Source organism: Streptomyces sp. NPDC004051 (assembly GCF_053604275.1).
Genome location: NZ_JBSGHG010000039.1, coordinates 39,624 through 66,146, shown reverse-complemented (window position 1 = coordinate 66,146; position 26,523 = coordinate 39,624). Strand labels below are relative to the sequence as shown.

The following is a 26,523-nucleotide window of genomic DNA, read 5'->3' as shown; positions in this document are numbered from 1 at the left end:
GTCGTTCTCGCATGCGGCGATCAGGTCCGATGCACGCTCGGCACGCGAGAGGCGACGTGGCGCACGCGGACGCGTGCGCCCCGTCGCGCGTCTCCGTGCGCATACTGGCCCGGGGGGCCCGGGCAATCGGGTCCCACGGGGGAAGGAAGGTTCACGGACAGCGTCGTACAGGGAGCGCAACGCAGGTGAGGGACACGGAGGAGCGCAAGCCGCAGTCGGACGAGGCGAGGAGCGCGTTCAGCGCCCCCGTCGGGCTGACGGCTCCGGTCGATGCGGAGTCGGCGACGACCTCGGAGTTCGCCGTTCCGGAGGGACTGGAGGTCTCCCCGGTCGGCACGGAGTCCGAGACGACCTCCGAGTTCGTCCTCCCGGAAGGGCTGGACACCGCCCCGCAGCCGACCGAGGCGGAGGGGTCGGCGTTCAACCCGCCGAGCACGTACAGCGCCCAGCGGGGGCCGACGGCGTTCACCCCGCCCGGCGGGATCCCGTCCGTCGCCCTGCACCGGGACGTGCCCTGGCAGGACCGGATGCGCACGATGCTGCGCATGCCGGTGACCGAGCGGCCGGCGCCGGAGCAGGTGCACCGGCACGACGAGGCGGGGCCGGCCGTGCCGCGCGTGCTCGACCTGACGCTGCGTATCGGGGAGTTGCTGCTGGCGGGCGGGGAGGGCGCGGAGGACGTGGAGGCGGCGATGTTCGCCGTCTGCCGCTCCTACGGCCTGGACCGCTGCGAACCGAACGTCACCTTCACGCTGCTGTCGATCTCCCACCAGCCGTCCCTGGTGGACGACCCGGTGACCGCGTCGCGCACGGTGCGCCGCCGCGGCACCGACTACACCCGCCTCGCGGCCGTGTACCAGCTGGTGGACGACCTCAGCGACGACGAGACGCACATCTCCCTGGAGGAGTCCTACCGGCGCCTCGCGGAGATACGCCGCAACCGGCACCCCTACCCGGTCTGGGTGCTGAACGCGGCGAGCGGGCTGCTGGCGGGCTCGGCCTCGATGCTGGTGGGCGGCGGGTTCCTGGTGTTCGTCGCCGCCGCGGGCGGCGCGATGCTCGGCGACCGGCTGGCCTGGCTGTTCGCCGGGCGCGGGCTGCCGGAGTTCTACCAGTTCACGGCGGCCGCGATGCCGCCGGCCGCGATCGGTGTGGCGCTGACGCTGGCCCACGCGGACGTGAGGGCCTCGGCGGTGATCACGGGCGGGCTGTTCGCCCTGCTGCCCGGACGGGCCCTCGTCGCGGGGGTGCAGGACGGTCTGACCGGCTTCTACATCACCGCCTCCGCGCGGCTCCTGGAGGTCCTGTACTTCTTCGTGGGCATCGTGACCGGCGTGCTGGTGGTGCTCTACTTCGGGGTGCAGCTGGGCGCCCAGCTGAGCCCCGACGCGGCGCTCGTCCTCACCGAGCGGCCGGTGTGGCAGATCGCCGCCTCGCTCGGGCTGTCGCTGGCCTTCGCGGTGCTGCTCCAGCAGGAGCGGTCCACGGTGCTGATGGTCACCCTCAACGGCGGGGTCGCCTGGGTGGTGTACGGCGCGATGAACAACGTGGGCGGCATCTCACCGGTGGCCTCCACGGCCGTGGCGGCGGGGCTCGTGGGGCTGTTCGGGCAGTTGCTGGCCCGGTACCGGTTCGTTTCGGCGCTGCCCTACACCACGGCGGCCATCGGCCCCCTGCTGCCCGGTTCCGCCACGTACTTCGGTCTGCTGGCGATCGCTCAGAACAGGGTGGACGCGGGGCTGGTCTCCCTCTCGAAGGCCGTGGCGCTCGCCCTGGCCATCGCGATCGGGGTGAACCTCGGTTCGGAGATCTCCCGGCTGTTCCTGCGGATCGGCTCCGCCGAGAAGCGCAGGGCGGCGAAGCGCACCCGCGGCTTCTGACGCCGGATGCCCGGGTCCTCGGGACCCGGGCATCCGGCGGTACTGCTCGGCTTACTCGTTCGGCGGTGCGGCTCAGTAGCCCTGGTTGTAGGGCTGCTGCCGGTTCTGGTCCGGGCCGTGGCCCTGGGGGTACCCCTGACCCTGGCCCTGAGGGTGCCGCGGGTCGAAGTACGGGTCGTAGCCGCCCTGGCCGTTGCCGTACGGCGGCTGGGGGCTCTGGGGCTGGGGGCTCTGCTGCTGCGGGTAGCCCTGGTTGCCGTAGGGCTGCTGGGGCTGCCGGTCCCGCTGCGGCGGCTGACCGTCCGGGGTGATGCGGCGCAGCTGGGTCGTGGCGTCGTCCATGACCGGCGGCTGGGCGTACGGGGTCTGCTGGGCGTACGGAGTCTGCTGGTCGTACTGGTCGTACTGGTCGTGCTGCGGGGCGTCCGGGCCCTCGGCGGCGGCGCGCTTCTTCTTGCCGCGCTCCCGCAGGTACTCGACGATGATCGGGACCACCGAGAGGAAGACGATCAGGATGAGGATCGACTCGACGTTGTTCTTGATGAAGGAGATCTGGCCCAGCCAGTAGCCGGCGACCGTGATGCCCATGCCCCAGGCGACGCCGCCGATGACGTTGTACGTGAGGAACGTGCGGTACTTCATCCGGCCGGCGCCGGCCGTGATGGGGGCGAAGGTGCGCACGATCGGCACGAAGCGGGCCAGGACGATCGCCTTGGGACCGTACTTCTCCATGAACTCGTGGGCCTTCTCCAGGTTCTCCTGTTTGAAGAGCTTGGAGTTGGGGCGGCTGAAGAGCTTGGGCCCGAAGAACTTCCCGATCATGTAGCCGACCTGGTCGCCCAGGACGGCGGCGATCACTATCAGCGTGCACACCAGCCACAGCGGCTGGCTGATGTAGCTTCCCTCCGCCACGAAGAGGCCCGCCGTGAACAGCAGGGAGTCACCGGGCAGGAACGCGAAGAATCCGGACTCGGCGAAGACGATCAGCAGGATGCCGGGAAGGCTGAAGGTCTCGATCAGATAGTCCGGGCTCAGCCACTCGGGGCCGAGCGCAAGGGTGGTCACGGGATTGTGGCTCCTGCTGCTTGAGGGGGACGGGCGAGGCTGGCTGCCAAAACTTATCAACGCAGCCGTACCGGCCCGGGTTCCACGGGGCGTACCCAGGATTGCACCGTGCCTTCCCCCCGGCGAAGCTGGGGGCCATGGGCATCGAAGAGTACGGCGGTGGGCAGGGCCCCGGGCCCGACGTCCTGGTGGTCACGACGAACGACGTCCCGGGCTACCGGGTGCAGGAGGTCGTCGGCGAGGTCTTCGGGCTGACCGTGAGGTCACGGCACCTCGGCAGCCAGATCGGCGCAAGCCTGAAGTCGATGGTCGGCGGCGAACTGAGGGGGCTGACCAAGACGCTGGTCGAGACCCGCAACCAGGCCATGGAGCGCCTGATCGAGCAGGCACGCGCACGGGGCGCCAACGGCGTGCTGGCGTTCCGTTTCGACGTCACGGACGCTTCGGACGTGGGCACCGAGGTGTGCGCGTACGGCACCGCGGTGGTGCTCGTCCGCGAGTGACCGCGCGGTGCACCGCCCGCGCCCCGGCGGGGGCGGTGCACCGGACCCGTACGGGATCAGCCGCCGTGCCGGGCCGCGTTCGCGACGATCGCGTCGCGCAGGTAGGCCGCCAGACCGGGCCGGATGTCCTCGTACGTCCGGGTGAAGCGCGGGTCGGCGACGTACATCTCGCCCAGGCAGGTGTGCATCTCGTGCCCGCAGTCGTAGTACGCGCGGGTGATGAACCGCCGGTGTTCCTCCGCCGTGTCCATCGCCTCCTCGGCGTCGGCCGGCACCCCGGCCGACATCAGGTCGGCCATGCGCCGGTGGAGGGCGTCGAACTCCTCGGTGACGCGTTTCCAGTCGTCCTTGGTGTAGGACGCGGTCCGCTGCCGGGACTGCCGGTAGGCGTCGGTGCCGCCCCAGCGCTCCCGCACCTCGTCCTCGTACTGGTCCGGGTCGAAGTCCCCGAACACCTCGAACTTCTCCTCGGGCGTGAGATCGATGCCCATGTGGTGTGCCTCCATGGCGTGTTCCACGGCCGCCGCCATCTTCCGCAGCCTCTCGATCCGGGCGGTCAGCAGGTCGTGCTGCCGGCGCAGGTGCACGCGCGGGTCCGCCTTTCCGGTGGCCTGATCGTCGAGCAGGGCGGCGACCTCGTCGAGCGGAAAGCCGAGCTCCCGGTAGAACAGGATCTGCTGCAGCCGGTCGAGGTCGGCGTCGCTGTAGCGCCGGTGCCCCGCGCGGTTGCGCTCGCTCGGGGCGAGCAGGCCGATGTCGTCGTAGTGGTGCAGGGCACGCACCGTGATCCCGGCGAAACCGGCGACCTGTCCCACGGAGTAGCTCACTTCCGCTCCCTTCTCGGTACGCACTCCACCCTGGGACCTCACGCCACGTGAGGTGCAAGCCGGTTTCCCGGACTTGACACCACAACCACTTTGCCCGCTTTGCACCTTTCGCCATGATTTGTCGGCCAGGTCCGTCTATCGTGTGCGCGTGGCCCAGGACAGCGCACAGCAGGAGCCCCCCGCCGCCCCGGCGACCCGGGCACGCGACCTGCTGCCGACCGTCGTTCCCGCGCTGGTCGTGGGGGTGGCGGCGAGCCTGTTGCTGGTGGGCGTGAGCCGGGCGGCCGAGGCACTCCAGGACGTGCTGTGGCAGAGCCTGCCGGACGCGCTCGGGGTCGGCGGGTACTCCGTGCTGTGGATGTTCGTGGTGCTCGTCGCCACCGGGGTCGCGGTCGGTCTGGTGGTGTGGAAGGCGCCGGGCCACGCCGGCCCCGATCCGGCGACCACCGGCCTCGATGCCCCCGTGCTGCCGCTCGCGGTGCTGCCGGGGCTGCTGCTGGCCACCGCCCTGATGCTGGCCGGCGGGCCGAGCCTGGGGCCCGAGAACCCGATCATCGCCGTGAACGTCTCCCTGGCGGTCCTGCTGGGCACCAGGGCGTTCCCCCGGACCCAGGAGCACGGCTGGGTGGCGTTGGCGGAGGCGGCGACGATCGGCGCTCTCTTCGGTACGCCGGTGGCCGCGGCGCTCGTCATCTCCGAGGCGCTGGCGGGCCGGCGGACCAAGGGGCAGCTCTGGGACAGTCTCTTCGCGCCGCTGGTCGCCGCGGGGGCCGGTGCGCTCACCGTCTCCCTGGTGTCGCGGCCGAGCTTCGACCTGCACCTGCCGCCGTTCGGCCGGCCCGGCTGGGCGGACCTGCTGTCGTCGCTCGCCGTCGCCTCGGTGGGCGCGCTGCTCGGCATGTGCGCCGTCCACGCCCTCCCGTACGTCCACGGGGCGTTCCGACGGCTGCGGCACCCGATGCTGATGCTTCCGGCCGGTGGGGTGGTGCTGGGCGCGCTGGCGGCCCTGGGCGGGCATCTGACGCTGTTCAAGGGGCTCCACGAGATGGCGGAGCTGGCGGCCGACCCCGAGGGCTGGTCGGCGGGCCAGTTCGCCACGATGGCGGTGCTGAAGCTGGCCGCCCTGCTCGTCGCCACGTCCTGCGGGTTCCGGGGCGGGCGGGTCTTCCCGGCCGTGTTCGTCGGCACCGCGCTCGGGCTGTGCGCCCACGCCCTGGTACCCGGTGTGCATCCGGCGGTCGGCGTGTCGGCGGGGGTGCTGGGGGTTCTGCTGGCCATCACCCGTCAGGGCTGGGTGAGCCTGTTCGTCGCCGCCTTCCTGGTCGTCTCGCCGGGCATCCTCGCCCTCCTGTGCATCGCCTCGCTCCCGGCCTGGCTGCTGGTGACGGGACGCCCGCAGATGCAACTGCGACCGGACGGAACCTCCGTCCGATGACCCCTCCCCCTCCCCACCACCCCTGGAGACACCCATGCCGCTGCACGACACCCCCCGGCGCGACGAGCGCCCCTTGTCCGTCAACCCGTTCCTGGGGGCGGCGAACCCCGTGGGGGACATGACCGAGGCGCCGCCCAAGCACCGGATGCCCGACACGCCGATGGCGCCCTCGACGGCGTACCAGCTGGTGCACGACGAGCTGATGCTGGACGGCAACGCACGGCTGAACCTGGCCACCTTCGTCACCACCTGGATGGAGCCGGAGGCCGGCGCCCTGATGGCGGAGTGCCGGGACAAGAACATGATCGACAAGGACGAGTACCCGCGCACCGCCGAACTGGAGCGGCGGTGCGTGTCGATGCTCGCGAACCTGTGGCACGCGCCCGACCCGGCGGCCGCCGTGGGCTGTTCGACGACCGGCTCGAGCGAGGCGTGCATGCTCGCCGGAATGGCGCTCAAACGCCGCTGGGCGCGGGACAACGCCGACCGGTACCCGTCGAAGGACGCCCGGCCGAACCTCGTCATGGGCGTCAACGTCCAGGTCTGCTGGGACAAGTTCTGCACCTTCTGGGAGGTGGAGGCCCGCCAGGTGCCCATGGAGGGCGACCGGTTCCACCTCGACCCGCGGGCCGCCGCCGAACTGTGCGACGAGAACACCATCGGCGTCGTCGGCGTCCTGGGCTCCACCTTCGACGGGTCCTACGAGCCGATCGCGGACCTGTGCGCGGCGCTGGACGAGCTCCAGGAGCGCACCGGCCTCGACGTCCCGGTGCACGTCGACGGGGCGTCCGGCGCGATGGTCGCGCCCTTCCTCGACGAGGACCTGGTGTGGGACTTCCGCCTCCCGCGCGTGGCGTCGATCAACACCTCGGGACACAAGTACGGGCTGGTCTACCCGGGCGTCGGCTGGGCGCTCTGGCGGGACGCGGACGCCCTGCCCGAGGAACTGGTCTTCCGGGTGAACTACCTGGGCGGCGACATGCCGACGTTCGCGCTGAACTTCTCCCGGCCGGGCGCCCAGGTCGTGGCGCAGTACTACACCTTCCTGCGGCTGGGCCGCGACGGCTACCGGGCCGTGCAGCAGGCCGCCCGGGACGTGGCCACCGGCCTCGCCGGACGGATCGGGGCACTCGGCGACTTCCGGCTGCTGACCCGGGGCGACGAGCTGCCGGTGTTCGCGTTCACGACCGCGCCGGAGGTGACGGCGTTCGACGTCTTCGACGTGGCCCGGCGGATGCGGGAGAACGGCTGGCTGGTGCCCGCGTACACCTTCCCGGCGAACCGTCAGGACCTGTCGGTGCTGCGGGTGGTGTGCCGCAACGGCTTCTCCGAGGACCTCGCCGACCTGTTCGCCCAGGACCTGACCCGCATCCTCCCGGACCTGCGCCGGCAGCCGCACCCCCTCACCCACGACAAGAGCGCGGCCACCGGCTTCCACCACTGACAGGTCCGCACCCTTCCCAGCACGAATCGCAAGCTTTTCGCAACTCCTGAGAACCACCCTTCTCAGAAGCCGTTGGACATCTACTAACCGGGCTCGTACTGTTACCTGAGCTGAAGAGGAGAAGGCGGTCAGCTTCCGGGGCAGCGGCGTTTCCCTGCGCCCCGGGCCGCCGTCACAGGTCCGGAAATAGCTGTGCCCCGGGCTGTGTGCAAAGCAGTGACAGTACTCCGGGGCTCACGCCTCCGAAGGTAACACGGAACCGGTACGTTCAGGGGGCGCAGTGGTGACAGAGGAAGAGGTCAAGCGGATCGCGGACGCGATCTCGGCCGAGAGGTTCCAGCCGTATCTCGACGAGTGCGGTGGGGACCCTCTCGTCGCCCTGCGGCTCTACTGCTGGGACGGCGAGGCGTCGCGCGCGTTCCTGAGCGCGCTCCGCGACTTCGAGGTCTCGATGCGCAACGCCTTCCACGCCAGGCTGGCCGGCCGGTACGGCCGGTCCGACTGGTGGGACTCCCCGCGGGTCCGGCTGACGACCAAGGGGTTCCAGCAGGTTCGCAGTGCCCGGCTGGCCCTCCAGCAGGAGCTGGGGGCGGCGGGCGTCACCCCCGACGACATGGTCGCCAAGCTCACGCTCGGTTTCTGGGTCGGCCTGACCGGTCGTGGCCAGAACTACGAGATGCAGTTCTGGAACCCTGCCCTCCGTCACGCTTTCCACGGCTACCGGGGCAGGCGGGGCGCACTCCAGCAGCAACTGGACCACGTGCGCCGGTTCCGCAATCGCATCGGCCACCACGAGCGTATCTGCCACCGTCACCTGGATAAGGACTACGAGACGCTGCTCCGGCTCCTCGACTACGTATCACCCGAAAAGGCTTCACTGCACCGGCAGTTCAGCCAGATCCCCGACGTGCTCGCCCGCAAGCCGCTCGTGCTGGCCGGTGCCGAGCCGATCAGGCTGTGAGGCCGTCGTGCCCCGATCGAAGCCCACGCACATGTCCTGGAAGCGCCCCGCCGCACCCGAGCCCGAGCCCGAGTCTGCGCCGGTCCCGTTCCACTCCCCTGTCTCGCTCGGTGAGATCAAGGAACTCGCCGGGGTGGGCCGCCCCACGGTCAGCAACTGGCGGCGGCGATTCTCACGGGAGGTCGTGGGCAGCCCCGGCGACAACCGCCGCCCGTTTCCCGAGCCCCTCGCCGGGGTGGGCAGCGAGAGCAAGCCCCTCTTCGACGCGACCGAGATCGCGGACTGGCTCGACCTGCGCCCCGTCCCGGACTCCGAGCCCGACGACGACGGCCGCCTCGAAACATACGGCGACCGCTTCCGCCGCGCCCTGCGGCTGCGCGGCCTGGTCGCGCTCAAGCACCGGCTGGGCTCGGCGGAAACGCTGATCTCGCAGGCGCTCGCGGTCATCGCGATGTCCGCCGAGGGCAAGGACTGGATCACCGAAGCGCTCCCCGCGGAACTCCTCCCGGAGTACGAGGCCGCCGACCCCGATGTCGTCCGCGCCGCTCATGAACTCATGGACGAGATCGGCGCACCCGGCTGGGCGGCCGATGCGCTGTTGGGGCTCGACGACGAGGGCCTGGAGATCGCCAGACGGCTCGAATCCGACCTCGTCATGGACATCACGCCACGGGGAGTCGTCGCACTGGTCGCCGCGCTGATCGGCCCCAACGAGGGCGGCCCCGATCAGCGTTCGACGATCAGCCTGTGCGCGGGGCTGGGGGAACTGCTGCTCGGGATGAGCGGTGGACCGTACGAGGGTCTCCGGGGGCACGGCGAACTCGTGGCCGTGGAACCCGATCCGCTGCTGCGCAAACTGCTGCGTTACCGGCTCCTCAGCTACGAGGCCGGAGCCGCCGACGTCTGTGTCTCCCCCTCGGATCTCGACACCCCGCGCGCCTGGAACCAGGCCCCTGTCGACCCGTGGGACTTCTCGACAGCAGACCTGGTGCTCGCCGATCCGCCCTACGTGTCGGGCGAACGGGAGCGGGACGCCGAGGGCCCTCTGTGGTGGGCGCAGGAAGCCGTGCGTCGGCTGCGGCCGGAGGGCCGCGCCTACGTCGTCGTCCCCACGTGGACACTGACCCGCACCAGCGGCACCGGCCCGGCGTCCGTGCGCACGCCGACGATCAACACGCGCGAGGCCCTGCTGGACGAGGGATGCGTGGAGGCGATCGTCCAGCTTCCGCGCCGCATCCATCCGTTCCGTACGGGAGCGGAGTACGCGCTTCTGGTCCTGCGCCCACCGTCCTCGGAACCCCGCCCGGTACTCCTCGTCGACGCCGACCGCATCGCCCAGCGGGCAGGCGGGAGAACCGGGGCATGGATCGAGCAGGTGGTGGGGCTCACGCGCCCCGGCGTGGTCCCCGAGCCCGGCGAGGAGCGGTCGACGGAGGACGACGACGCCTACGACTCTCAGGACGCGCAGCGCGTCAGCGTACGGGCGTCCGGCCCCGGCCGCGAGCAGTTGCTGGACAACCGCTCGCTCCTGCCCGCCCACCGGCTGGCGGCACCCGAAGCGCACGTCGACCACTTCGAGGAGACGCTCACCGCGCGCCGCACCGTCGCCGCCGCCCTTCCCCGCCTACGGGACTGGGTGGGCGACATGAACATCAGCCGGCGGGACGTGAACACGCCGATACGGCACCGGAAGCTCGACGTCCTCCTGAAGGCGGGGCAGCTGAAGCTGCTCAACGGGCACCGCGTCAAGGCGGGCGACATCGGCGAGGCGGGCCTGCCGGTCGTCGGGCGCGAGGAGATGCTCGGCGAACTTCCGGTGGGGGCACGGCGTATCGCCCCCGAGGACCTCGCGGCCTACCCGTCCGCGAAGGTCACCGATCTGGGTGACGTGCTGCTGCTCGCCGAGCACGGGGTGCGCTGCCTGGTCGACACGGCCGGCGGGTGCGTCCTGCTATCACCCGTGCAGGGGGTGCGCATCACGGCGTACCGGGAGCATGTCCGGGCCGTCGCCCCGGGCGGGCCGGTGCCTCCCGGCGGGTTGTGGATGCGTCCGCACTCCCTGGCCCGTCTCCTCCAGGCTCCGCGCAACCAGCATCGCGGCAGTGGCTCGCTCGTTCGACGGGTGAGCGTGCGCGACATGGATCTGCCGCAGCTGCCGCCGGAGGAGATCGCCGAGCTGGAGGCGATCCTGACCGAGACGGAGCGCCTGCGAGCCGATGTACGCGCGCAGTTGGAGGCGTTGGACCGGCTCGCGGAACGGGTGTCAGCCGGGGCCGCCGACGGGGAGCTGGCGTTGCGGAGGCAGTGACGGAGGTTCGGGAGCAGGGGTGGTCCGGCGCAGCCGCAGCCGGTGTCGTGTGCGCAGCAGTGTTGTGCAGTGAGTGTTTCGCAGTGAGTCGAGAGAAGTGAGGGCCCCGTGCCGCCACGGAAGAAGAAGGAAGCCAAGCCGGAGGACATGAAGTCCATCCTCTGGAAATCCGCGGACAAACTGCGCGGAAGCCTGGACGCCGCCGAGTACAAGCACTTCGTGCTCGGGCTGGTGTTCCTGAAGTACGTGTCGGCCGCCATGGAGGAGAAGCGGGCGCATCTGGAGGAGGGACTGCGGCCCGGGGGGTGGCTGCTGAAGGAACTCGGCTTCGACGGGGAGCCTCCGGCCGCCGCGATTCCGCAGATCCTGGAGGACCGCGATCTCTACACCGGCGCCGGCATCTTCTACGTCCCGCCGACGGCCCGTTGGGAGACCGTCCTGGAGCGTGCCAAGGGCACGCTGGACGACCCGACCCTCGGCGAGGTCATCGACACGGCCATGGAGACGATCGAGAAGTTCAACACCTCGCTGAAGAAGGGCACGCTGCCTCAGCAGTACAACAGCGGCCGCGTCGACGAGACGACCCTCGCCGGCCTGGTGAAGCTCCTCGACCGGCTCACCTTCCAGGCCCAGGTGGGCGAGGACGGGCAACGGGTCGGGGCGCGGGACCTCATGGGCGAGGTGTACGAGTACTTCCTGGAGCAGTTCGCCCTCCAGGAAGGTCGCAAGGGCGGCGAGTACTTCACCCCGCCGAGCGTGGTGAAGCTCCTCGTGGAGATGCTGGAGCCGGAGGAGGGCGAGCGGGTCCTCGACCCGGCGTGCGGCTCGGGCGGCATGTTCGTACAGGCGGAGCGGTTCGTGGAGACGCACGGCGGCGACCGCATGAAGGTCAGCGTGTACGGCCAGGAGCGCAACCTCACGACCTGGCGCCTGGCCCACATGAACCTCGCGATCCACGGCATCGAGGCCGACCTCGGCGAGGGCCCGGCCGACTCCTTCCGCGACGACCAGCACGGCGAGCTACGGGCCGACGTGGTCATGGCCAACCCGCCGTTCAACATCTCCGACTGGGGCGGGGAACTGCTGGGCGTCGACGACCGCTGGACGTACGGCACCCCGCCGGTCGGCAACGCCAACTTCGCCTGGGTCCAGCACATGGTCAGCCACTTCGCACCGGGCGGCCGTGCGGGCATCGTCCTCGCCAACGGCTCGATGAGCAGCAAGTCGGGCGGCGAGGGCGACATCCGGCGCGCGATGGTCGAGGACGACCTGGTGGCGTGCATGGTGGCGCTGCCGGGCCAGTTGTTCCGGTCGACGCAGATCCCGGCGTGCCTGTGGTTCCTCGGGGAGGGCAAGGGGCGGCACTCGAAGTGGGTGCGGGGCCGGAAGGGCGAGGTGCTGTTCATCGACGCCCGGGAGATGGGCGCCATGGCCTCGCGCACGGAACGGGTGCTGACGGCCGAGGAACTGGACCGGATCGCAGGGACGTTCAGGGCGTGGCGGGGTGCGGAGGGTCCGGACGTCGGGGTGTACGAGGACGTACCCGGGTTCTGCCGGAGCGTGCCGCTGGAGGAGCTGCGCGAGCACGACTTCGTCCTCACGCCAGGGCGGTACGTGGGGGTCGCGGAACCGGAGGAGGATCCGGACGCGGAGCCGGTGGAGGAACGGGTGGCTCGGCTGAGCAAGGAACTGTTCGGGCTGTTCGAGGAGTCGGGGCGACTGGAGGCTGTGGTGCGTGAGCAGTTGGGGAGGGTCAATGACTGAGTGGCTGACAATCCAGTTTCACGAAATCGCCGCCAATGAGAAGAGTGCGTTCTCAAAGCCTTACGGCTCCGCCTTCACGAAGAATGATTACGTATCGCAAGGCGTTCCGATGGTCAGAGGAATAAACCTAGGTCATGGAATTTTCCACGACGATGACTTTGTATTCATCAGCAAGGAAAAGGCCAACGAGATGCCGGGGGCAAATCTGCGCCCGGGTGACCTGATCTTCACTCACCGCGGGACGATTGGCCAGGTGTCAATGATTCCACGCGCACCCCAATATTCGCGGTACGTTCTTTCAACAAGTCAGGTAAAAGCTCGCCTCGATCAGAGTCAGGCACTTCCGGAGTTCTACTATTACTGGTTCTCCTCGCCGGGTGGCCAGCATGAACTTCTGAGCAATGCATCCACTGTTGGCGTTCCCGGCCTAAGGCAGCCAGTAGCAACCATCAAGTCGCTAAGGGTCCCACTTCCTCCCTTGGCTGAGCAGCGGGCCGTTGCCGAGGTCCTCGGCGCCCTGGACGAAAAGATCGCCGTCAACGAGCGGATCGCTCAAACCGCAGCCAACCTGTGCCGCGCCATGATGCAGAGCCTTTGGAAACAGGGACGGGTGCCATCGCTCACCGTTGACCAGAGCCTGGACAGTCATGGTTGGACCCGTAGCACTCTGGGAGCTCTCTGTGCCGCAGGAGGAGGATCAATCCAGACCGGCCCCTTCGGCAGCCAACTCCACGCCTCCGACTACGTCGATGCGGGCATTCCCAGCGTGATGCCTCAGAATATCGGCGAAAACATCATCACGGAAGACGGCATCGCCCGCATCACAGAGGGTGACGCACAGCGCCTTTCCAAATATCTCCTACGAGAAGGCGACGTCGTCTACTCACGACGCGGAGATGTAAAACGCCGCGCTCTCGTACGACGACATGAATCCGGTTGGCTCTGCGGTACGGGTTGCCTTCGAGTGAGAGCCGGAAATGCCGTGGAACCACTCTTCCTCAGCCACTATCTCGGCGAGCCGGAAGTGCAGAACTGGATTCATCAGCACGCGGTGGGCGCCACCATGCCGAACCTCAACACGTCCATCCTAGGGGCCGTTCCAGTCGTCCTACCGCCCAATGATGTGAGAGCGCGTATCAACAAGGACTTCACCGCCCTTGACGCCCGCTCCATCGCGGCTGTCGGTGAGAACAAGACCCTCGCCGCCCTCCGCGACACCCTCCTCCCCCAACTGGTAACCGGCAAGCTCCGCATCAAGGACGCCGAACGAGCCATAGAGGACGCCGTATGAGCGTGGACCCCGACGAGCAGCCGCACCCCACCTCCGAAGCCGCCGCCACCCACACCGAGGCGCTCACCTTCTCCGAGAAGGACTGGGAGCACATCGCACTGGATCAGCTCGCGGAGTTCGGGTGGCTGCACGTCGACGGGAAGGACCTCGGGCCCGCCCACGGGCACCGCAAGTCCTGGGACGACCTGGTCCTCTACCCCCGCCTGCGCACCGCCATCGCCACCCGCTACCCCCACCTGCCCGAAACGGCGGTCACCGCCGCCATCGACGAGCTACTCAAGCAGTCCCCCGGCTCCGACGTCCGCCAGAACTGGCTGTTCTACCGCCGTCTCACCATGGACGCCGTGAAGGTGTCCTACCGGGACCCGCTCACCGACACCGACAGGCACGAGACCGTCCGCGTCGTCGACTTCGCGAACCCGCACGGCAACGACCTCGTCGCCGCCTCCCAGGTCCGCGTACGCAGTAACTCCCGAGGCCGGGAGTTCGTGTTCGACATCGTCCTGTACGTCAACGGACTCCCTCTCGGCATCATCGAGTTGAAGAAGGCCAGCGGCCCCGACGACTCCCGCAAGGCCTACGACCAGATCCAGAACTACCGGCGGGAGCTGCGCAACGACGGCATCTTCAGGTCCCTGCTCCTGGCCGTGGCCACCGACGGCATAACCGCCCGCCTCGGCACCCCCTTCACGCCCTGGCAGCACATGGCCCCCTGGCACGCCGACGAGGACGGGACCCTGCTCCGCAAGAAGGAGTGGCAGGACGGACGCGCCCTGGAGCGCATGATCCAGGGCCCGCTCGAACCCGACCGCTTCCTGGACCTGATCGGCTCCTACCTCTCCTACTCCGCCGAAGGCACCGGCGCCGACGTCGACACCGTCAAACTTGCCAAGGCCCACCAGTACTTCGCCGTACGCGAGGCCGTCGCCGCCACCGAGTCGGCCGCAGCCACCGACGGCAGGGCGGGCGTCGTCTGGCACACGCAGGGCGCCGGCAAGAGCGAGGAGATGCTGTTCTACACCGGCAAGGTGGTCCGCACCCCCGAGCTGTCGAACCCGACGGTCCTGCTCCTGACCGACCGCATCGACCTCGACACCCAGCTCTTCGGCACCTTCGCCAGGAGCCACAGCCTGCACCGGATCACCGGTGAGCCCGACAAGGCCCACAACGCCAAGGAACTCAAGGACCTCCTCACCCGGGGCACCAGCGGCGGCGGGATTGTCTTCAGCACCCTCCAGAAGTTCCGCGTGAGCCCGGCCGAGCGGAAGGCCGGCGCCCGGCACCCCGTCATCTCCCCCCGCCGCGACATCATCGTCATCGTCGACGAGGCCCACCGCAGCCACTACGACTTCGAGGACGGCTTCGCCCGCAACCTCCGCGACGCCCTCCCCAACGCCACCTTCATCGCCTTCACCGGCACCCCCATCGACAACGCCACCGGCAGTACCGAGGGTGTCTTCGGGCCCACCATCCACACCTACGACCTCACCCAGGCCGTGGACGACGGTGCCACCGTCCCCGTCTACTACGAGGCGATCCTCCACAAGGTCAAGCTTCCCGACGACATCGACCTCGACGACCTCGACGCCCAGGCAGAAGGCTTGGTAGAGGGGCTGACGGAGGCCGAACAGAAGCGCGCTCGGCGCCGGTTCGGCGCCTTCGAGGACCTCATCGGCGCTGACGAGCGGATAGAGGAGCTTTCGAAGACGGTCCTTGAACACTGGGACAACCGCCGCAAGGAGATGATCAAGCTCACCGGCCGCCCCGGCAAAGGCATGATCGTTTGCTCCTCCCGCGCCATCGCCGCCCGCCTCTTTGAGGCCATTGCCCGCCGCCGTCCCGAGTGGACCGGCGAACGGGACCCGGACAGCGGCCTCTACCCGGACGACACCGGCAAGGTACGCGTCGTCTTCACCGGCAACCCCGGCCACGAGGACGACGAAGTCGCCGACTACGTCCGCACGCCCACCCAGCTCAAGCGGATCCAGAAGCGTGTGGTGGACAAGGAGGAGAAGGACGAGCTCGAACTCGTCATCGTCCAGTCACTCTGGCTGACCGGCTTCGACGCCCCGCCCCTCCACACCCTCTACCTCGACCGCCGGATGCGCGGCGCAGCCCTCATGCAGGCCATCGCCCGCGTCAACCGCACCTGGGGCGAGAAGCCCTCGGGTCTCGTCGTCGACTTCCTCGGCGTCGCTCAGGAACTCACCGACGCCCTTCGCGAGTACTCGACCCCCGACAAGGAGAACCGGACCATCGGCGCCCCCATCGAGGAGGCATGCGCGGCCGTACGGCGCACGCACCAGCGGATCGGGGAGGTACTGCGCCCCTGCCCCTGGCGCTCGACCCTGGACTCCCACGGCTACAAGGAAGCCCTGTACGACGTCCTCGAATTCCTCAAGGAAGCCGAACCGGACCTGGAGCCCGGCAAGCCCACCCGACACCAACTGTTCATGCACCACGCACAGTTGCTGTCCCGGTCCTTCTCCCTCTGCTCCACCCACCCGGACGTCCAGGACCTCCTGCCCGACATCCGGTTCTACTCCTCCGTCCGCACGTCCCGCCAGAAGCTCACCGTCGACGACCGCCGCGTCGACGGACTCGCCACCGAGGCCGACGTGAACCGGCTCGTCAGGCAGCTCAACGCCGAGGTCGTCGCCGCCGACGGTGTCGTCGACATCTACGACGCCGCCGGGCTCACCAAGCCCGACCTGTCCCACCTGGGTGAGGACTTCGTCCAGCAGATGCGGGCCAGCCGGCACCCCAACCTCGCCATCGAAGCCCTGCGGCGCGCCGTCAAGAAGGAGATCAGGGACGCCCACCCCGGCAACGTCGTACGCCAGCGGACCTTCACCGAGAAGATGCAGGCGGTCATGAACCGCTATCACAACGGTCTTCTCAGCTCCGCCGAGGTCATGGACCTGCTCGTCGATCTGGCCCGCACGATCTCCGCCGACCGTTCACGGGCCAAGGAGCTCGGCCTGACGGAGGACGAGTTGGCCTTCTACGACGCCGTCGCCGACAACCCCTCCGCCCTGGAACTGGGCCAGGGCATCCTCGCCGAGATCGCCCACAAGCTGTGCGAACTCGTCCGCAAGGACGTCACCGTCGACTGGCGCGTCAAGGGTCAGGCCCGTGACCGCATCCGGGGCAAGGTGAAACTCCTGCTCCGCCTCTACGGCTACCCGCCGGACCAGGCCCCGGACGCGATCGATCGCGTGCTGAAGCAGACGGAGGTCAAGGCGGACGAGTGGACGTGAGTCAGCGGGCGGTCAGGAGGGGAAGCCACCACTCCTGACCGCCGTGACGAACGTCGACCAGGCGGAGGCAGGCACGATCACTGCCGGGCCGTGGGGATTCTTCGAGTCGCGTACGGGAACGCCGGCGGGGTGGCCATCCAACACTTCGAGGCAGCTGCCAGCCTCAGGTCCGCTGTACGACGACTTCCGCCAACCGCCCAGCGGGGCAACATCCGCTATGAGGGACTCAATCACAACGTCCGCACTCCTTCACGATCGCCTGCATCATGGCGACGGACTCCTTGAGCGACAGCGCGTCGCTCAGTGCCAGATCGTAGGCTCCCTCAAGGCGCGTGACCACAGACGGAGAGTCGTGCACCTTGCCCATTTGGACACCCTCCGAGTAAGCCAGCGGCGGTTGGTCCTCGAAGGACATCAGTGTGACCAAGCCCTGTAGGAGTTGGTAAGCGCCTACCCCGTAGGGGATCACATGCACGCGTACACGGCGCCGTTCCACCAAGCGAACCAGATGCGTGACCTGCTCCGCCATGACCTCCCGGCCGCCCACGGCCCGTCGCAGCACCGCCTCGTCCAACAGCGCCCACACTACGGGCGTCACCGGGTCGTCCAGGACCTTCGCTCGCTCCAGGCGTGTGACAACGAGCCTGTCACGTTCCTCTTCACCCACCGGAGGGAACGACGTGCTCAGAACCGCACGCGCGTACCTTTCCGTCTGCAGGATGCCCGGGACGAACGACAGGGCGAACTCCCGGATCATCACCGCCTGTTGTTCGAGCAGCCGGGCCGCCTCGAAGTAGTCGGCGACGGCGACGTCCTGCTCCGGCAGGAAGCGGCTCAGCACATTCCCCGTGTTCAGCGCGTTGTCCAGCCGCCGCGCGTCCTCCCGCGAGGGCACCCGGCGCCCCGCCTCGATGTGCGCGATGTGCGTTCGAGTCATGACCGCCGCCTCGGCCAGCTGCTGTTGTGTCAGCCCGGCCGCCTCGCGCTGCTCCTTGAGCCAGTCGCCGTAGTTGGTGCCCACGAGATCAACTCCTCCGTGACAAATGCTCTGTCACCTCAAACCCCCTGGCGAGCCTAATACGCGCCGTTTCACTCTGTATGTCGATCGCTACAGAACGCGACATCGATCACGGAGTCACCTCATGCTCGGCCTCATCGCCCGCCTCTTCGAACCGCTGCTCAGCCTCGTCGCACCCGGTACCGGACGACGTCGGCTCGGCGCACGGGACGGATACGACCCCTCGCCCCCACCCACCAAGGGACCGGCCCCGCACCAGTTCGGCGCACGCCCTCTCCGCGGCGAGGACCACCACCTCGTACGCCCCTACGTCATCGCGCACGAGCGCCGTGAACAGGAACGGCGCCGACAAGCCCGGCGCCGTTCCCTGCTGATCACACCACAGGGCATCCGCCTGCCCCCGCACCCGCACCCGACGCACTGCCTGGGACTGACCGCATGACACACAACGCCCTCACCCCCGCCCGCCTCCTGCCCTGGGCGAGCCCCGAAGGCAAGCCCTGCTATCTCCTGACCGACGGCAGCGGACGCCTCTCCCGGGCCGCCGACACCGCCGAGAGCATCCAGCTCGACATGGCCGGCGACCTGCTCGCCCACCTCGCCGACATGTTGGACGACGATCACGTGACCGCCGTCCAGCTCCGCTACCTCCTCGCCCGCATGAGCGAGGCCCTGACCGACGTGTGCCGCATCGCGGAGAGCAGGGGCGCCCGGCTTCTCGTGTACACGGACGTCAAGGCGCCTTCCAGCCCGGACGGCGCCCCCTCCCCCGATGCCGGTCCGTCGTGAGAGGGTGGCCAGGCTCCGGGGCAGAGGGCAGAGGGCTGAGGGGAGGGGCAGGTGTACGTATCCGGCATCGGATTGTCGAACGTCCGAGGCTTCACCGGCGCACGTGCCGTGGAGCGCCGACTCCCCTTGACCGCGCCCCGGGACGGCGGCGGCTGGACCGTGATCGCCGGGCGCAACGGCTCGGGCAAGTCCACGTTGCTGCGTGCCCTGGCCCTGTCTCTGGCGGGCCCGCAGGTGGCGCGGTCGATGGTGCAGGACTTCGGCGGCTGGGTCAGCACCGGTGAGTGGTCCGCCTGGACTCGGGCGCACGTGCAGCCCGACCCCTCCGTCGACCGGTTCACCGGACGTGACGCGGTGCCGGACGACGGCCCCCTCACCCTCGGGGTCCGCTGGACAGTGCCCAAGGACGCGCTGGACCTGCCCCGCTACGGGGCTCCGCCGCAGCCGCACCTGGTGTCCGACTGCGGTGGGGAGGACGCGACCAGAACCGCCGCGCGCGGCCCCTGGGCCCACAGCCCCCAGGGCTGGTTCTGCGCCGCCTACGGCCCCTTCCGCCGGATGACGGGTGGCAGCGGGCAGGCACAGCAACTTATGCTCGCGCCCGGCCCCGCGGGCCGGATGGCCTCCCTCTTCCATGAGGAGGCGTCACTCGCCGAGGGGGTCTCCTGGCTGCGGGAGCTCAGACACCGGAGCCTGGAGGAACAGCGGGACGCCGGCGAACTGCTCGACACGGTCATGCGGTTACTGTCCGACGGACTGCTTCCGGACGGCTACCGCGCCCTGCGGGTGACCGCCGACGGGTTATGGGTGGCTCCCGCCGATGCTCCTGAACGGGCTTACCCCCTGCGCGAGATGAGCGACGGCTTCCGGGTCGTGGCCTCCCTCGTCCTGGACATCGTGCGGCAGATGCAGAACGCGTACGGCACTCTGGACGCGGGACTGGACGACGACGGGCACCCCGTGGTGCGCATGCCCGGCGTGGTGATCATCGACGAGGTGGACGCCCACCTCCACGTGACGTGGCAGCGCCGTATAGGCGACTGGCTGCGTACGCACTTCCCGCGGATCCAGTTCATCGTCACCAGCCACAGTCCGTACATCTGCCAGGCCGCCGACCCCGGCGGGCTGATCCGGCTTCCCGGCCCGGAGGAGCAGGGCGGTCCGGAGGTCGTGGACGACGCGCTGTACCGGAGAATCGTGTACGGCAGCGGCGAGGACGCGGTGCTGTCCGAGTTGTTCGGGTTGGAAACGCCGTACTCGAACCGGGCCGAGGAGGAACGCCGCCGACTCGTGCGCCTGGAGGAGAAGGTCTTCTCGGGGGAGGCCAGCGAGCAGGAAGCCCTGGCCTACCGCGAGTTGGCCGCCCGGCTCAACAGCAGCCGTTCGACCCGAGTGCAGGAAGTGGCGGCCCGGCTGGGGAGCAGCCAGTGATTCCGTTACGACGGCCGGAGGCCGACGACGACCTGCTGAGACAGTGCGCGGACCGCACGAAGCGGATCCGGAAGCTGGGGGCGACCAGCAAGGTCGCCCAGAGCCAGTGGAGCGCCGGGACCGACGAGAAGGCCGGCATCCGCGCACTTCTGTTCCGCATGGCGCCAGGTGTGGGGCGGTGCATGTACTGCCTGAACAGCACCGGCACGGACATCGACCATTTCGAGCCCAAGTCCCGGCGCCCACTGCGCACCTTCTGCTGGCACAACCACCTGCTTGCCTGCTCGCACTGCAACAGCAACTACAAGCGTACGGAGTACCCCTGTGACGACTTCGGGCAGTGCCTGCTGATCGACCCGAGCGTGGACGATCCCTTCGACCACCTCACACTCCTGCCGGCCAGCGGGGAGTTCAAGGCGAAGACCCGCAAGGGCCGGGAGACGCTGAGGGTCTTCGGTCTCAACGACCGCTTCGAACTGGTCTCCGGCCGACAGGACGCTTACGTCAGGTGCTGCGATGTACTGACCGCCTGGCACCGGTGCATGATGGGCGGAGACTCCGACGGGGCGGAGCGCCGGGTGCACGCGCTGCACCGTGAGCCCTTCGCCGACGTACTGCGGGCCATCGAGGACATGGCCCGCCTGCCGTACGCGTCTCTGCTCCTGGACTCCGACGAACTCACCGAAGCCCTGGAAGCCTGGTTGACCACCGCGCGGGGCACGGTGCCGGAAGGGCGTCTCCTCGCCACCGTGCCTCCCTCCCGGTCGGAGACTTCAACCGTCCTCCCGTCCCCTACGGACGGTTGAAGCCCCCCACACTCACTTGCTCAGCCGGGCGAACCTCCGCACCGCCAGGGGGAAGAACACGGCGAGCAGGGCCAGGGGCCAGGCGACGGCCGCCCACACGTGCCCCGGTTCGCCGTCGGGGCTGCCGAACAGGTCGCGTACGGCCGTGGCGGTGTGGGACATCGGGTTCCACCGGACGACCGTGCCGAGCCAGTCGGGCATGGACTCGGGCGCGGCGATGGCGTTGGACAGGAAACCGACCGGCCAGACCAGGATCTGCACCGCCTGCACCATCTCCGGCTTCCCGGCCACCAGTGCCAGGTGGATGCCGATCCAGAGCATCGCGAACCGGAACAGCAGGAGCAGTCCCACGGCGCCCAGGAAGCCGGCCGGTCCGCCCTGCGTGCGCCAGCCGAGCGCGGCGGCGACGGCCAGGAGCACCGCCAGGCCGATCGCCGACTGCAGCATGTCGGCGGCGGAACGGCCCACCAGGACCGCGCCGTTCGTCATGGGCATGGAGCGGAAGCGGTCGACGACGCCCTTGTCCAGGTCCTGGGTGACGGCGACCATCGTGCCCTCCAGGCCGAAGGCCATGGTGAGCGCGAGCACGCCGGGGAGCAGGTAGTCGAGGTAGTGGCCGCTCACGCCCCGGCCGCCGCCGATCAGGTAGCCGAACATCAGCAGCAGCATCACCGGGAAGACCAGGTTCACCACCACCGCCACCGGCCGGCGTCCCCAGCGGGCGAGTTCGCGGCGGGTCATGGTCCAGGAGTCGGTCAGGGCGTACGTCATGGCGGTCACGCGGTCTCCTTCAGTCGGTCGTCGCGCCCGGTCAGGCGCAGGAAGACCTCGTCGAGCGTGGGCCTGCGCAGGGCGATGTCCTCGGCCTCGACGCCCGCCTCCTCCAGCGCCCGGACGACGCCGGCCAGGGCCGCCATCCGGTCGGTGACCGGGGCGCTCAGCAGCCGGCGGTCGGCGTCCACGGTGATCCGGTCCTTCGGTACGGGCAGCAGGGCGACGGCCGCGCCCAACTCCCCCGCGTCGCGCAGGACGACGTCGATGCGGTCGCCGCCGACCGCCGCCTTGAGCTCGTCCGCCGTGCCGTCGGCGATGACCCGGCCGGCGTCCACGACCGAGATGCGGTCGGCGAGCTGGTCGGCCTCCTCCAGGTACTGGGTGGTGAGCAGGACCGTCGTACCGCCGCCCACCAGGGAACGGACCGAGTCCCACACCTCCGCGCGGCCGCGCGGATCGAGGCCGGTGGTCGGTTCGTCCAGGAAGAGCACCTCCGGTTCGGTGATCAGGGAGGCGGCGAGGTCCAGGCGGCGCCGCATGCCTCCGCTGTACTGCCGTACCGCCTTGCGGCCGGTGTCGGCGAGGTCGAAGCGCGCCAGGAGTTCGTCGGCCCGCGCGCGGGCGCGCCGCGCGCCCAGGTGGTGCAGGCGGCCGAAGAGTTCGAGGTTCTGCCGGCCGCCGAGTTCCTCGTCGAGGGCCGCGTGCTGGCCGAGCAGGCCGATGCGCCGGCGCACCGCGTACGCCTCGCGCACCACGTCGTGGCCCGCCACCTCGATCCGGCCCGCGTCGGGGCGCAGCAGGGTGGCCAGGATCCTCACCAGGGTGGTCTTGCCCGCGCCGTTCGGGCCGAGCACCCCGTGCACCGTGCCGCGCGCGACCGTGAGGTCGAGCCCGTCCAGCGCGGGGCCGCTGCTGCCGCCCCTGTACGTCTTGCGTGCTTCCTCGACGATGATCGCCGCGTCGGCCACTGCGACTCCTCACTGACTCACTAGTCAAACTTGACTACACGCTTTCGAAAGTAAGCGGTGCCCAGTCCATTAGTCAAACTTGATCAGCGGGCGAGCGGCCGGATCAGCGCTCGTCGCCCGGGTGCCGCTCCCCCGTCGCGTACGGGTTCTCCTGGTCCTCGGCCAGGACGCCGACGAACGGCTCGCCCTCCCCGGCGAAGGTGTAGGCCCCGGCCTCGATCCGCCCGATCAGCCCTCTGGTCCACTCGGCCTCGGCGTCGGCCGTGTGCACCCACAGGTTCATGATCTCGCCGATGTGCCCCAGCTGTTCGGGGCCGTCCTCGGGCACGTAGTGCTCGAGGACGGCGGCCCGCCACTCCTCGATGCGCCGGGTCCGCTCCTCGAGCAGCGCCACCGCCTCCTGCCGCGGCAGATCGACGACGAAGCCGATGGCCGCCGACTTCACGTCCGTCTTCTGGTCGTAGGCGACGAGGGCCTCCCGCAGCAGCGTGAAGTACTCCTCGTCGCCCGCCGGGGTGATCTCGTACTCGGTGCGCGGAGGGCCGCCGGCCGTCGAGGGCGCGATCTCGTGCGCGTGCAGCAGTCCCTGCTTCGCCATCTGCTTCAGGGCGTGGTAGATCGAGCCGGGCTTGGCGTTGGACCACTCGTGCGCGCCCCAGTACTCCAGGTCGTTGCGGACCTGGTAGCCGTGGGCCCGCCCGTGCTGGCGCACCGCGCCGAGCACGAGGAGACGGATCGCTGACATGCGGTCCAGCGTAGGACGCCACGGCTCACGCCCAGGAGCTGCCCTGCTCCTTGGCGACCAGTTCGAAGGCCGTGGCCCCGTCCAGGGACTCGCGGATGATGTCGGCGTGACCGGCGTGCCGCGCGATCTCGCGGATCAGGTGCAGGCACAGCCAGCGCATCGAGAGCCACTCGTCCTTCGGGTTCCAGGACGTCTTCGCCAGCAGGAAGGTGTCGTCGAGACCGGGCACCGAGCGGATGAACGACTCCGTCTCGGCGGCCACCTTCTCCTGGTACGCGAGAGTGGACTCCACGGTCTCCTCGCCGACCAGCCGGAAGCACTCGTGCCAGTTCGACTCGTCCCGGTGGACGGCCGGCGGCTCGCCCTTGGCCCGGGCGATCCAGCTCTGCTCGACCTCGGTGACGTGCTTGAGCAGCCCGGCCAGGGACAGCTCACTGGCACTGGGGCGGGAGGACGCCTGCTCCTCCGTGAGGCCGAGCAGCGCCCGCCTGATGCCGCCGCGCTGCTCGGCGATGAAGGCCAGGAGCGCTCCCCGCTCGTCGCCCCGCTCCTCGGGACCCACGTGAGTGACCATGACCGTCCGCCTTTCGCCGTGCCGTCGTCCTGTCGCTCCGCCGCAGGTGGCCCCTGCCGGCTGACATCGACGGACGCTACGGGCCGACGAGGACAGAGGCTGTCCTCGTCGGCCCGGGCGGGAGGAGAAGGGAGTCAGAAGGAGGTCAGAGGGGGTCAGGGGGTGGTCAGAACGGGAATCCGCTGCGGCCGTGCTGCACCGAGATCCACTTCGTGGTGGTGAAGGCGTCCAGCATCGTGTCGCCGTTCAGCCGGCCGATGCCGGAGTGCTTCTCGCCCCCGAAGGGGACGATCGGCTCGTCGTGCACGGTGCCGTCGTTCACGTGGAACATGCCGGTGTCGACCTGCTTGGCGAAGTTCACCCCGCGCTCGATGTCGCCGGTGTGCACGGCGCCGCTCAGGCCGTACGGGGTGTCGTTGACGAGGCGGACGGCTTCCTCCTCCCCGTCGAAGGGGATCAGGAAGACGACCGGGCCGAAGACCTCCTGCTGGAGCAGGGCCGAGTCGGCGGGGACACCGGTGAGCACGGACGGCTCGAGCAGGTTGTCGGTCCGCGTGCCGTGCACCGGCGCGGTCGCGCCCTCGGCGAGCGCCTGCTCGACGACACCGGTCAGGGCGTCCGCCTGCTGCGAGTTGATCACCGGGCCGATGACGGTCTCGGGGTCGCGCGGGTCGCCGACCTTGAGGGACTTGACCTTGGCGACGAACTTCTCGGTGAACTCGTCGGCCACCGAGCGGTCCACCAGCACCCGGTTGGCGGCCATGCAGACCTGCCCCTGGTGGACGTACCGGCTGAAGACGGCGGCGTCGACGGCGTAGTCGACGTCCGCGTCGTCGAGGACCACCAGCGCGCTGTTGCCGCCGAGTTCGAGGACCGAGCGCTTGAACAGGGAGGCGCAGACGGTGGCGACGTGGCGGCCGACCTTGTCGGAGCCGGTGAAGGAGATGACCTTCGGGATCGGGTGCTCCAGGAAGGCGTCGCCGATCTCCGCGATGTCCGTGATCACGACGTTCAGCAGGCCGCCCGGCAGTCCGGCGTCCTCGAAGATCCTGGCGATCAGCGAGCCGCCGACGATCGGGGTGTTCTGGTGCGGCTTGAGCACCACGCCGTTGCCGAGCGCCAGCGCCGGGGCGACCGACTTCAGCGACAGCAGGAACGGGAAGTTGAAGGGGCTGATCACGCCCACGACCCCGACGGGCACGCGGTAGACGCGGTTCTCCTTGCCGTCCACCGGCGAGGGGATGATCCGGCCCTCGGGGCTCAGCGCCAGGTGCACCGCCTCCCGCAGGAACTCCTTGGCGAGGTGCAGCTCGAAGGCGGCCTTCAGACGCGTACCGCCGAGTTCGGCGACGATCGCGGCGGAGATCTCCTCCTCACGCTCCTCGACCAGCCTGAGCGCCTTCTCGAACACCGCACGGCGGGCGTAGGGGTTGGTCGCCGCCCACTGCTTCTGCGCGCGGGCCGCCGCACGGTACGCCTCGTCGACCTCGTCGACGGTGGCTATCGTGATCGACGCCAGCTTCTCGTCGTCGTACGGATTGAAGTCGATGATGTCCCAGGAACCGGTTCCCGGGCGCCACTCACCGTCGATGTACTGCTGGGCCAGGTCGGTGAAGTACGACGACATGTGATCCCTCAACCCTTCGATCCCTCGCTGCCGGACCGGGCCCGCCCCGACCGGCCCCACGCTGCTGATCGTTCGTCATCGTACTGATGTTTCAAGAGAGTTGGAGGATTCCCCGGAGAAGATCCCGACTCTCCGACGGCCCCGGGCTCTCCTGCTGGAGCTCCTTGAGCGCCTTCTCGTACTGGGCGACGTCCTCGGCCTTGTCGAGGTACAGCGCGCTCGTCAGCTGCTCCAGGTAGACGACGTCCGACAGGTCGGACTCGGGGAAGCTGAGGATGGTGAACGCGCCGGACTCGCCGGAGTGGCCGCCGAGACCGAACGGCATGACCTGCAGCCGGACGTTGGGCCGCTCGGAGACCTCGATCAGATGCTGGAGCTGGCCCCGCATCACCTCACGGTCCCCGTACGGGCGGCGCAGCGCGGCCTCGTCGAGGACGACGTGGAACTCGGGGGCGTTCTCGGAGACCAGGTACTTCTGCCGCTCCAGGCGCAGCGCCACCCGCCGTTCGACGTCGGCCTCGCTCGCGCCCTGCATGCCGCGCCGGACCACCGCGCGCGCGTACCCCTCGGTCTGCAGCAGGCCGTGCACGAACTGCACCTCGTACGCCCTGATCAGCGCGGCGGCGCCCTCGAGGCCCACGTAGGTGGGGAACCAGCTGGGCAGCACGTCCGAGTAACTGTGCCACCAGCCCGCGACGTTGGCCTCCCGGGCCAGGGAGAGGAGCGAGGCGCGCTCCTGCTCGTCCGCGATGCCGTACAGCGTCAACAGGTCCTCGACGTCCCTGGTCTTGAAGCTCACCCGGCCCAACTCCATCCGGCTGATCTTCGATTCGGAGGCGCGGATCGAATAACCCGCGGCCTCCCGCGTGATCCCCCGAGCCTCACGCAGTCGCCTGAGTTGTGATCCGAGCAGCATGCGCCGCACCACCGATCCCGGCTCTCCCGCGCTCACGTTCGCCAGCCTCCCCAACGTCTGCCAGGGCCCGAAGTCTGCCACTAAAACACTTCGAGCAGTACTCGGGCGGTTACGGAAACGGAATCGAGCCAGGGGTT

At 69.5% G+C, this 26,523-nt stretch carries 23 protein-coding genes; 13 read left to right on the top strand and 10 right to left on the bottom strand.

The genetic code is table 11. The features are described from left to right. Positions 1 to 185 precede the first annotated feature (185 nt). Positions 186 to 1,880: a threonine/serine exporter family protein gene (locus ACWEQO_RS29260; RefSeq protein WP_361459634.1), complete on the top strand. Its 1,695-nt coding sequence runs from the start codon at positions 186 to 188 to the stop codon at positions 1,878 to 1,880. Positions 1,881 to 1,952: 72 nt separating this feature from the next. Here the strand turns inward: ACWEQO_RS29260 and ACWEQO_RS29255 are convergent, their stop codons facing one another. After that, a complete protein-coding gene (locus ACWEQO_RS29255) occupies positions 1,953 to 2,945 on the bottom strand; it encodes a VTT domain-containing protein (protein WP_452985830.1) in 993 nt (330 codons plus the stop codon). A gap of 137 nt (positions 2,946 to 3,082) precedes the next feature. On the opposite strand from ACWEQO_RS29255, the gene ACWEQO_RS29250 reads away from it, so the two are divergent. After that, positions 3,083 to 3,448, top strand: coding sequence for a YbjQ family protein (locus ACWEQO_RS29250; protein WP_361459581.1), 366 nt, complete (start codon positions 3,083 to 3,085; stop codon positions 3,446 to 3,448). Between the two features lie 56 nt (positions 3,449 to 3,504). Here the strand turns inward: ACWEQO_RS29250 and ACWEQO_RS29245 are convergent, their stop codons facing one another. After that, a complete protein-coding gene (locus tag ACWEQO_RS29245) occupies positions 3,505 to 4,275 on the bottom strand; it encodes a MerR family transcriptional regulator (protein ID WP_361459582.1) in 771 nt (256 codons plus the stop codon). A 148-nt stretch (positions 4,276 to 4,423) separates the two neighbouring features. Between ACWEQO_RS29245 and ACWEQO_RS29240 the strand changes: the two genes are divergently transcribed. From ACWEQO_RS29240 to ACWEQO_RS29210, 7 genes are all read left to right on the top strand, one after another. Next, positions 4,424 to 5,710, top strand: coding sequence for an ion channel protein (locus ACWEQO_RS29240; protein WP_452985829.1), 1,287 nt, complete (start codon positions 4,424 to 4,426; stop codon positions 5,708 to 5,710). A gap of 34 nt (positions 5,711 to 5,744) precedes the next feature. Further along, positions 5,745 to 7,154 (top strand): glutamate decarboxylase, encoded by a 1,410-nt coding sequence (locus ACWEQO_RS29235; protein WP_452985828.1) that lies wholly within the window; start codon positions 5,745 to 5,747, stop codon positions 7,152 to 7,154. Positions 7,155 to 7,437: 283 nt separating this feature from the next. Then, on the top strand, positions 7,438 to 8,115 hold the full coding sequence (locus ACWEQO_RS29230) for a hypothetical protein (protein WP_452985827.1): 678 nt from the start codon (positions 7,438 to 7,440) through the stop codon (positions 8,113 to 8,115). Between the two features lie 31 nt (positions 8,116 to 8,146). Continuing rightward, positions 8,147 to 10,423, top strand: a complete 2,277-nt coding sequence (locus ACWEQO_RS29225) for an N-6 DNA methylase (RefSeq protein WP_452985826.1) — start codon at positions 8,147 to 8,149, stop codon at positions 10,421 to 10,423. Positions 10,424 to 10,531: 108 nt separating this feature from the next. Then, entirely contained in the window at positions 10,532 to 12,187 is a 1,656-nt protein-coding gene (locus ACWEQO_RS29220) for a class I SAM-dependent DNA methyltransferase (RefSeq protein ID WP_452985825.1), read from the top strand. After that, a complete protein-coding gene (locus ACWEQO_RS29215) occupies positions 12,180 to 13,478 on the top strand; it encodes a restriction endonuclease subunit S (protein ID WP_452985824.1) in 1,299 nt (432 codons plus the stop codon). Before ACWEQO_RS29220 ends, ACWEQO_RS29215 begins: the two co-directional genes overlap by 8 nt. Continuing rightward, entirely contained in the window at positions 13,475 to 16,738 is a 3,264-nt protein-coding gene (locus ACWEQO_RS29210; RefSeq protein ID WP_452985823.1) for a type I restriction endonuclease subunit R, read from the top strand. The genes ACWEQO_RS29215 and ACWEQO_RS29210 overlap by 4 nt, the downstream gene beginning before the upstream one ends. A 12-nt stretch (positions 16,739 to 16,750) precedes the next feature. Here the strand turns inward: ACWEQO_RS29210 and ACWEQO_RS29205 are convergent, their stop codons facing one another. Both ACWEQO_RS29205 and ACWEQO_RS29200 read right to left on the bottom strand, forming a co-directional pair. After that, positions 16,751 to 16,972 carry a DUF397 domain-containing protein gene (locus ACWEQO_RS29205; protein ID WP_452985822.1) on the bottom strand — a complete coding sequence of 74 codons (222 nt, stop codon included), beginning with the start codon at positions 16,970 to 16,972 and terminating at the stop codon, positions 16,751 to 16,753. Beyond that, positions 16,965 to 17,759, bottom strand: coding sequence for a helix-turn-helix domain-containing protein (locus tag ACWEQO_RS29200; protein ID WP_452985821.1), 795 nt, complete (start codon positions 17,757 to 17,759; stop codon positions 16,965 to 16,967). The genes ACWEQO_RS29205 and ACWEQO_RS29200 overlap by 8 nt, the downstream gene beginning before the upstream one ends. A gap of 121 nt (positions 17,760 to 17,880) precedes the next feature. On the opposite strand from ACWEQO_RS29200, the gene ACWEQO_RS29195 reads away from it, so the two are divergent. From ACWEQO_RS29195 to ACWEQO_RS29180, 4 genes are read left to right on the top strand one after another with little or no spacing between them, the layout of a single operon-like run. Continuing rightward, on the top strand, positions 17,881 to 18,198 hold the full coding sequence (locus tag ACWEQO_RS29195; RefSeq protein WP_452985820.1) for a hypothetical protein: 318 nt from the start codon (positions 17,881 to 17,883) through the stop codon (positions 18,196 to 18,198). Next, the gene (locus tag ACWEQO_RS29190) at positions 18,195 to 18,545 is read left to right on the top strand and encodes a hypothetical protein (protein WP_452985819.1); all 351 of its coding nucleotides are present in this window, start codon (positions 18,195 to 18,197) and stop codon (positions 18,543 to 18,545) included. Before ACWEQO_RS29195 ends, ACWEQO_RS29190 begins: the two co-directional genes overlap by 4 nt. A 51-nt stretch (positions 18,546 to 18,596) precedes the next feature. Continuing rightward, the gene (locus ACWEQO_RS29185) at positions 18,597 to 19,976 is read left to right on the top strand and encodes an AAA family ATPase (RefSeq protein WP_452985818.1); all 1,380 of its coding nucleotides are present in this window, start codon (positions 18,597 to 18,599) and stop codon (positions 19,974 to 19,976) included. After that, positions 19,973 to 20,782, top strand: coding sequence for a hypothetical protein (locus ACWEQO_RS29180; protein WP_452985817.1), 810 nt, complete (start codon positions 19,973 to 19,975; stop codon positions 20,780 to 20,782). The genes ACWEQO_RS29185 and ACWEQO_RS29180 overlap by 4 nt, the downstream gene beginning before the upstream one ends. A 12-nt stretch (positions 20,783 to 20,794) precedes the next feature. Here the strand turns inward: ACWEQO_RS29180 and ACWEQO_RS29175 are convergent, their stop codons facing one another. The 6 genes from ACWEQO_RS29175 to ACWEQO_RS29150 all read right to left on the bottom strand — a co-directional run bounded on the left by ACWEQO_RS29175 (position 20,795) and on the right by ACWEQO_RS29150 (position 26,386). After that, positions 20,795 to 21,553: an ABC transporter permease gene (locus tag ACWEQO_RS29175; protein WP_452985832.1), complete on the bottom strand. Its 759-nt coding sequence runs from the start codon at positions 21,551 to 21,553 to the stop codon at positions 20,795 to 20,797. A 5-nt stretch (positions 21,554 to 21,558) separates the two neighbouring features. Further along, positions 21,559 to 22,524: an ATP-binding cassette domain-containing protein gene (locus ACWEQO_RS29170; RefSeq protein WP_361459585.1), complete on the bottom strand. Its 966-nt coding sequence runs from the start codon at positions 22,522 to 22,524 to the stop codon at positions 21,559 to 21,561. 103 nt (positions 22,525 to 22,627) lie between these two features. Beyond that, positions 22,628 to 23,269, bottom strand: coding sequence for a PadR family transcriptional regulator (locus ACWEQO_RS29165; protein ID WP_452985816.1), 642 nt, complete (start codon positions 23,267 to 23,269; stop codon positions 22,628 to 22,630). Between the two features lie 25 nt (positions 23,270 to 23,294). Further along, a complete protein-coding gene (locus ACWEQO_RS29160; RefSeq protein WP_452985815.1) occupies positions 23,295 to 23,843 on the bottom strand; it encodes a DinB family protein in 549 nt (182 codons plus the stop codon). Positions 23,844 to 24,009: 166 nt separating this feature from the next. Continuing rightward, entirely contained in the window at positions 24,010 to 25,470 is a 1,461-nt protein-coding gene (locus ACWEQO_RS29155) for an aldehyde dehydrogenase family protein (protein ID WP_452985814.1), read from the bottom strand. A 91-nt stretch (positions 25,471 to 25,561) separates the two neighbouring features. Beyond that, a complete protein-coding gene (locus ACWEQO_RS29150; RefSeq protein ID WP_361459636.1) occupies positions 25,562 to 26,386 on the bottom strand; it encodes a helix-turn-helix domain-containing protein in 825 nt (274 codons plus the stop codon). Positions 26,387 to 26,523 lie beyond the last annotated feature (137 nt).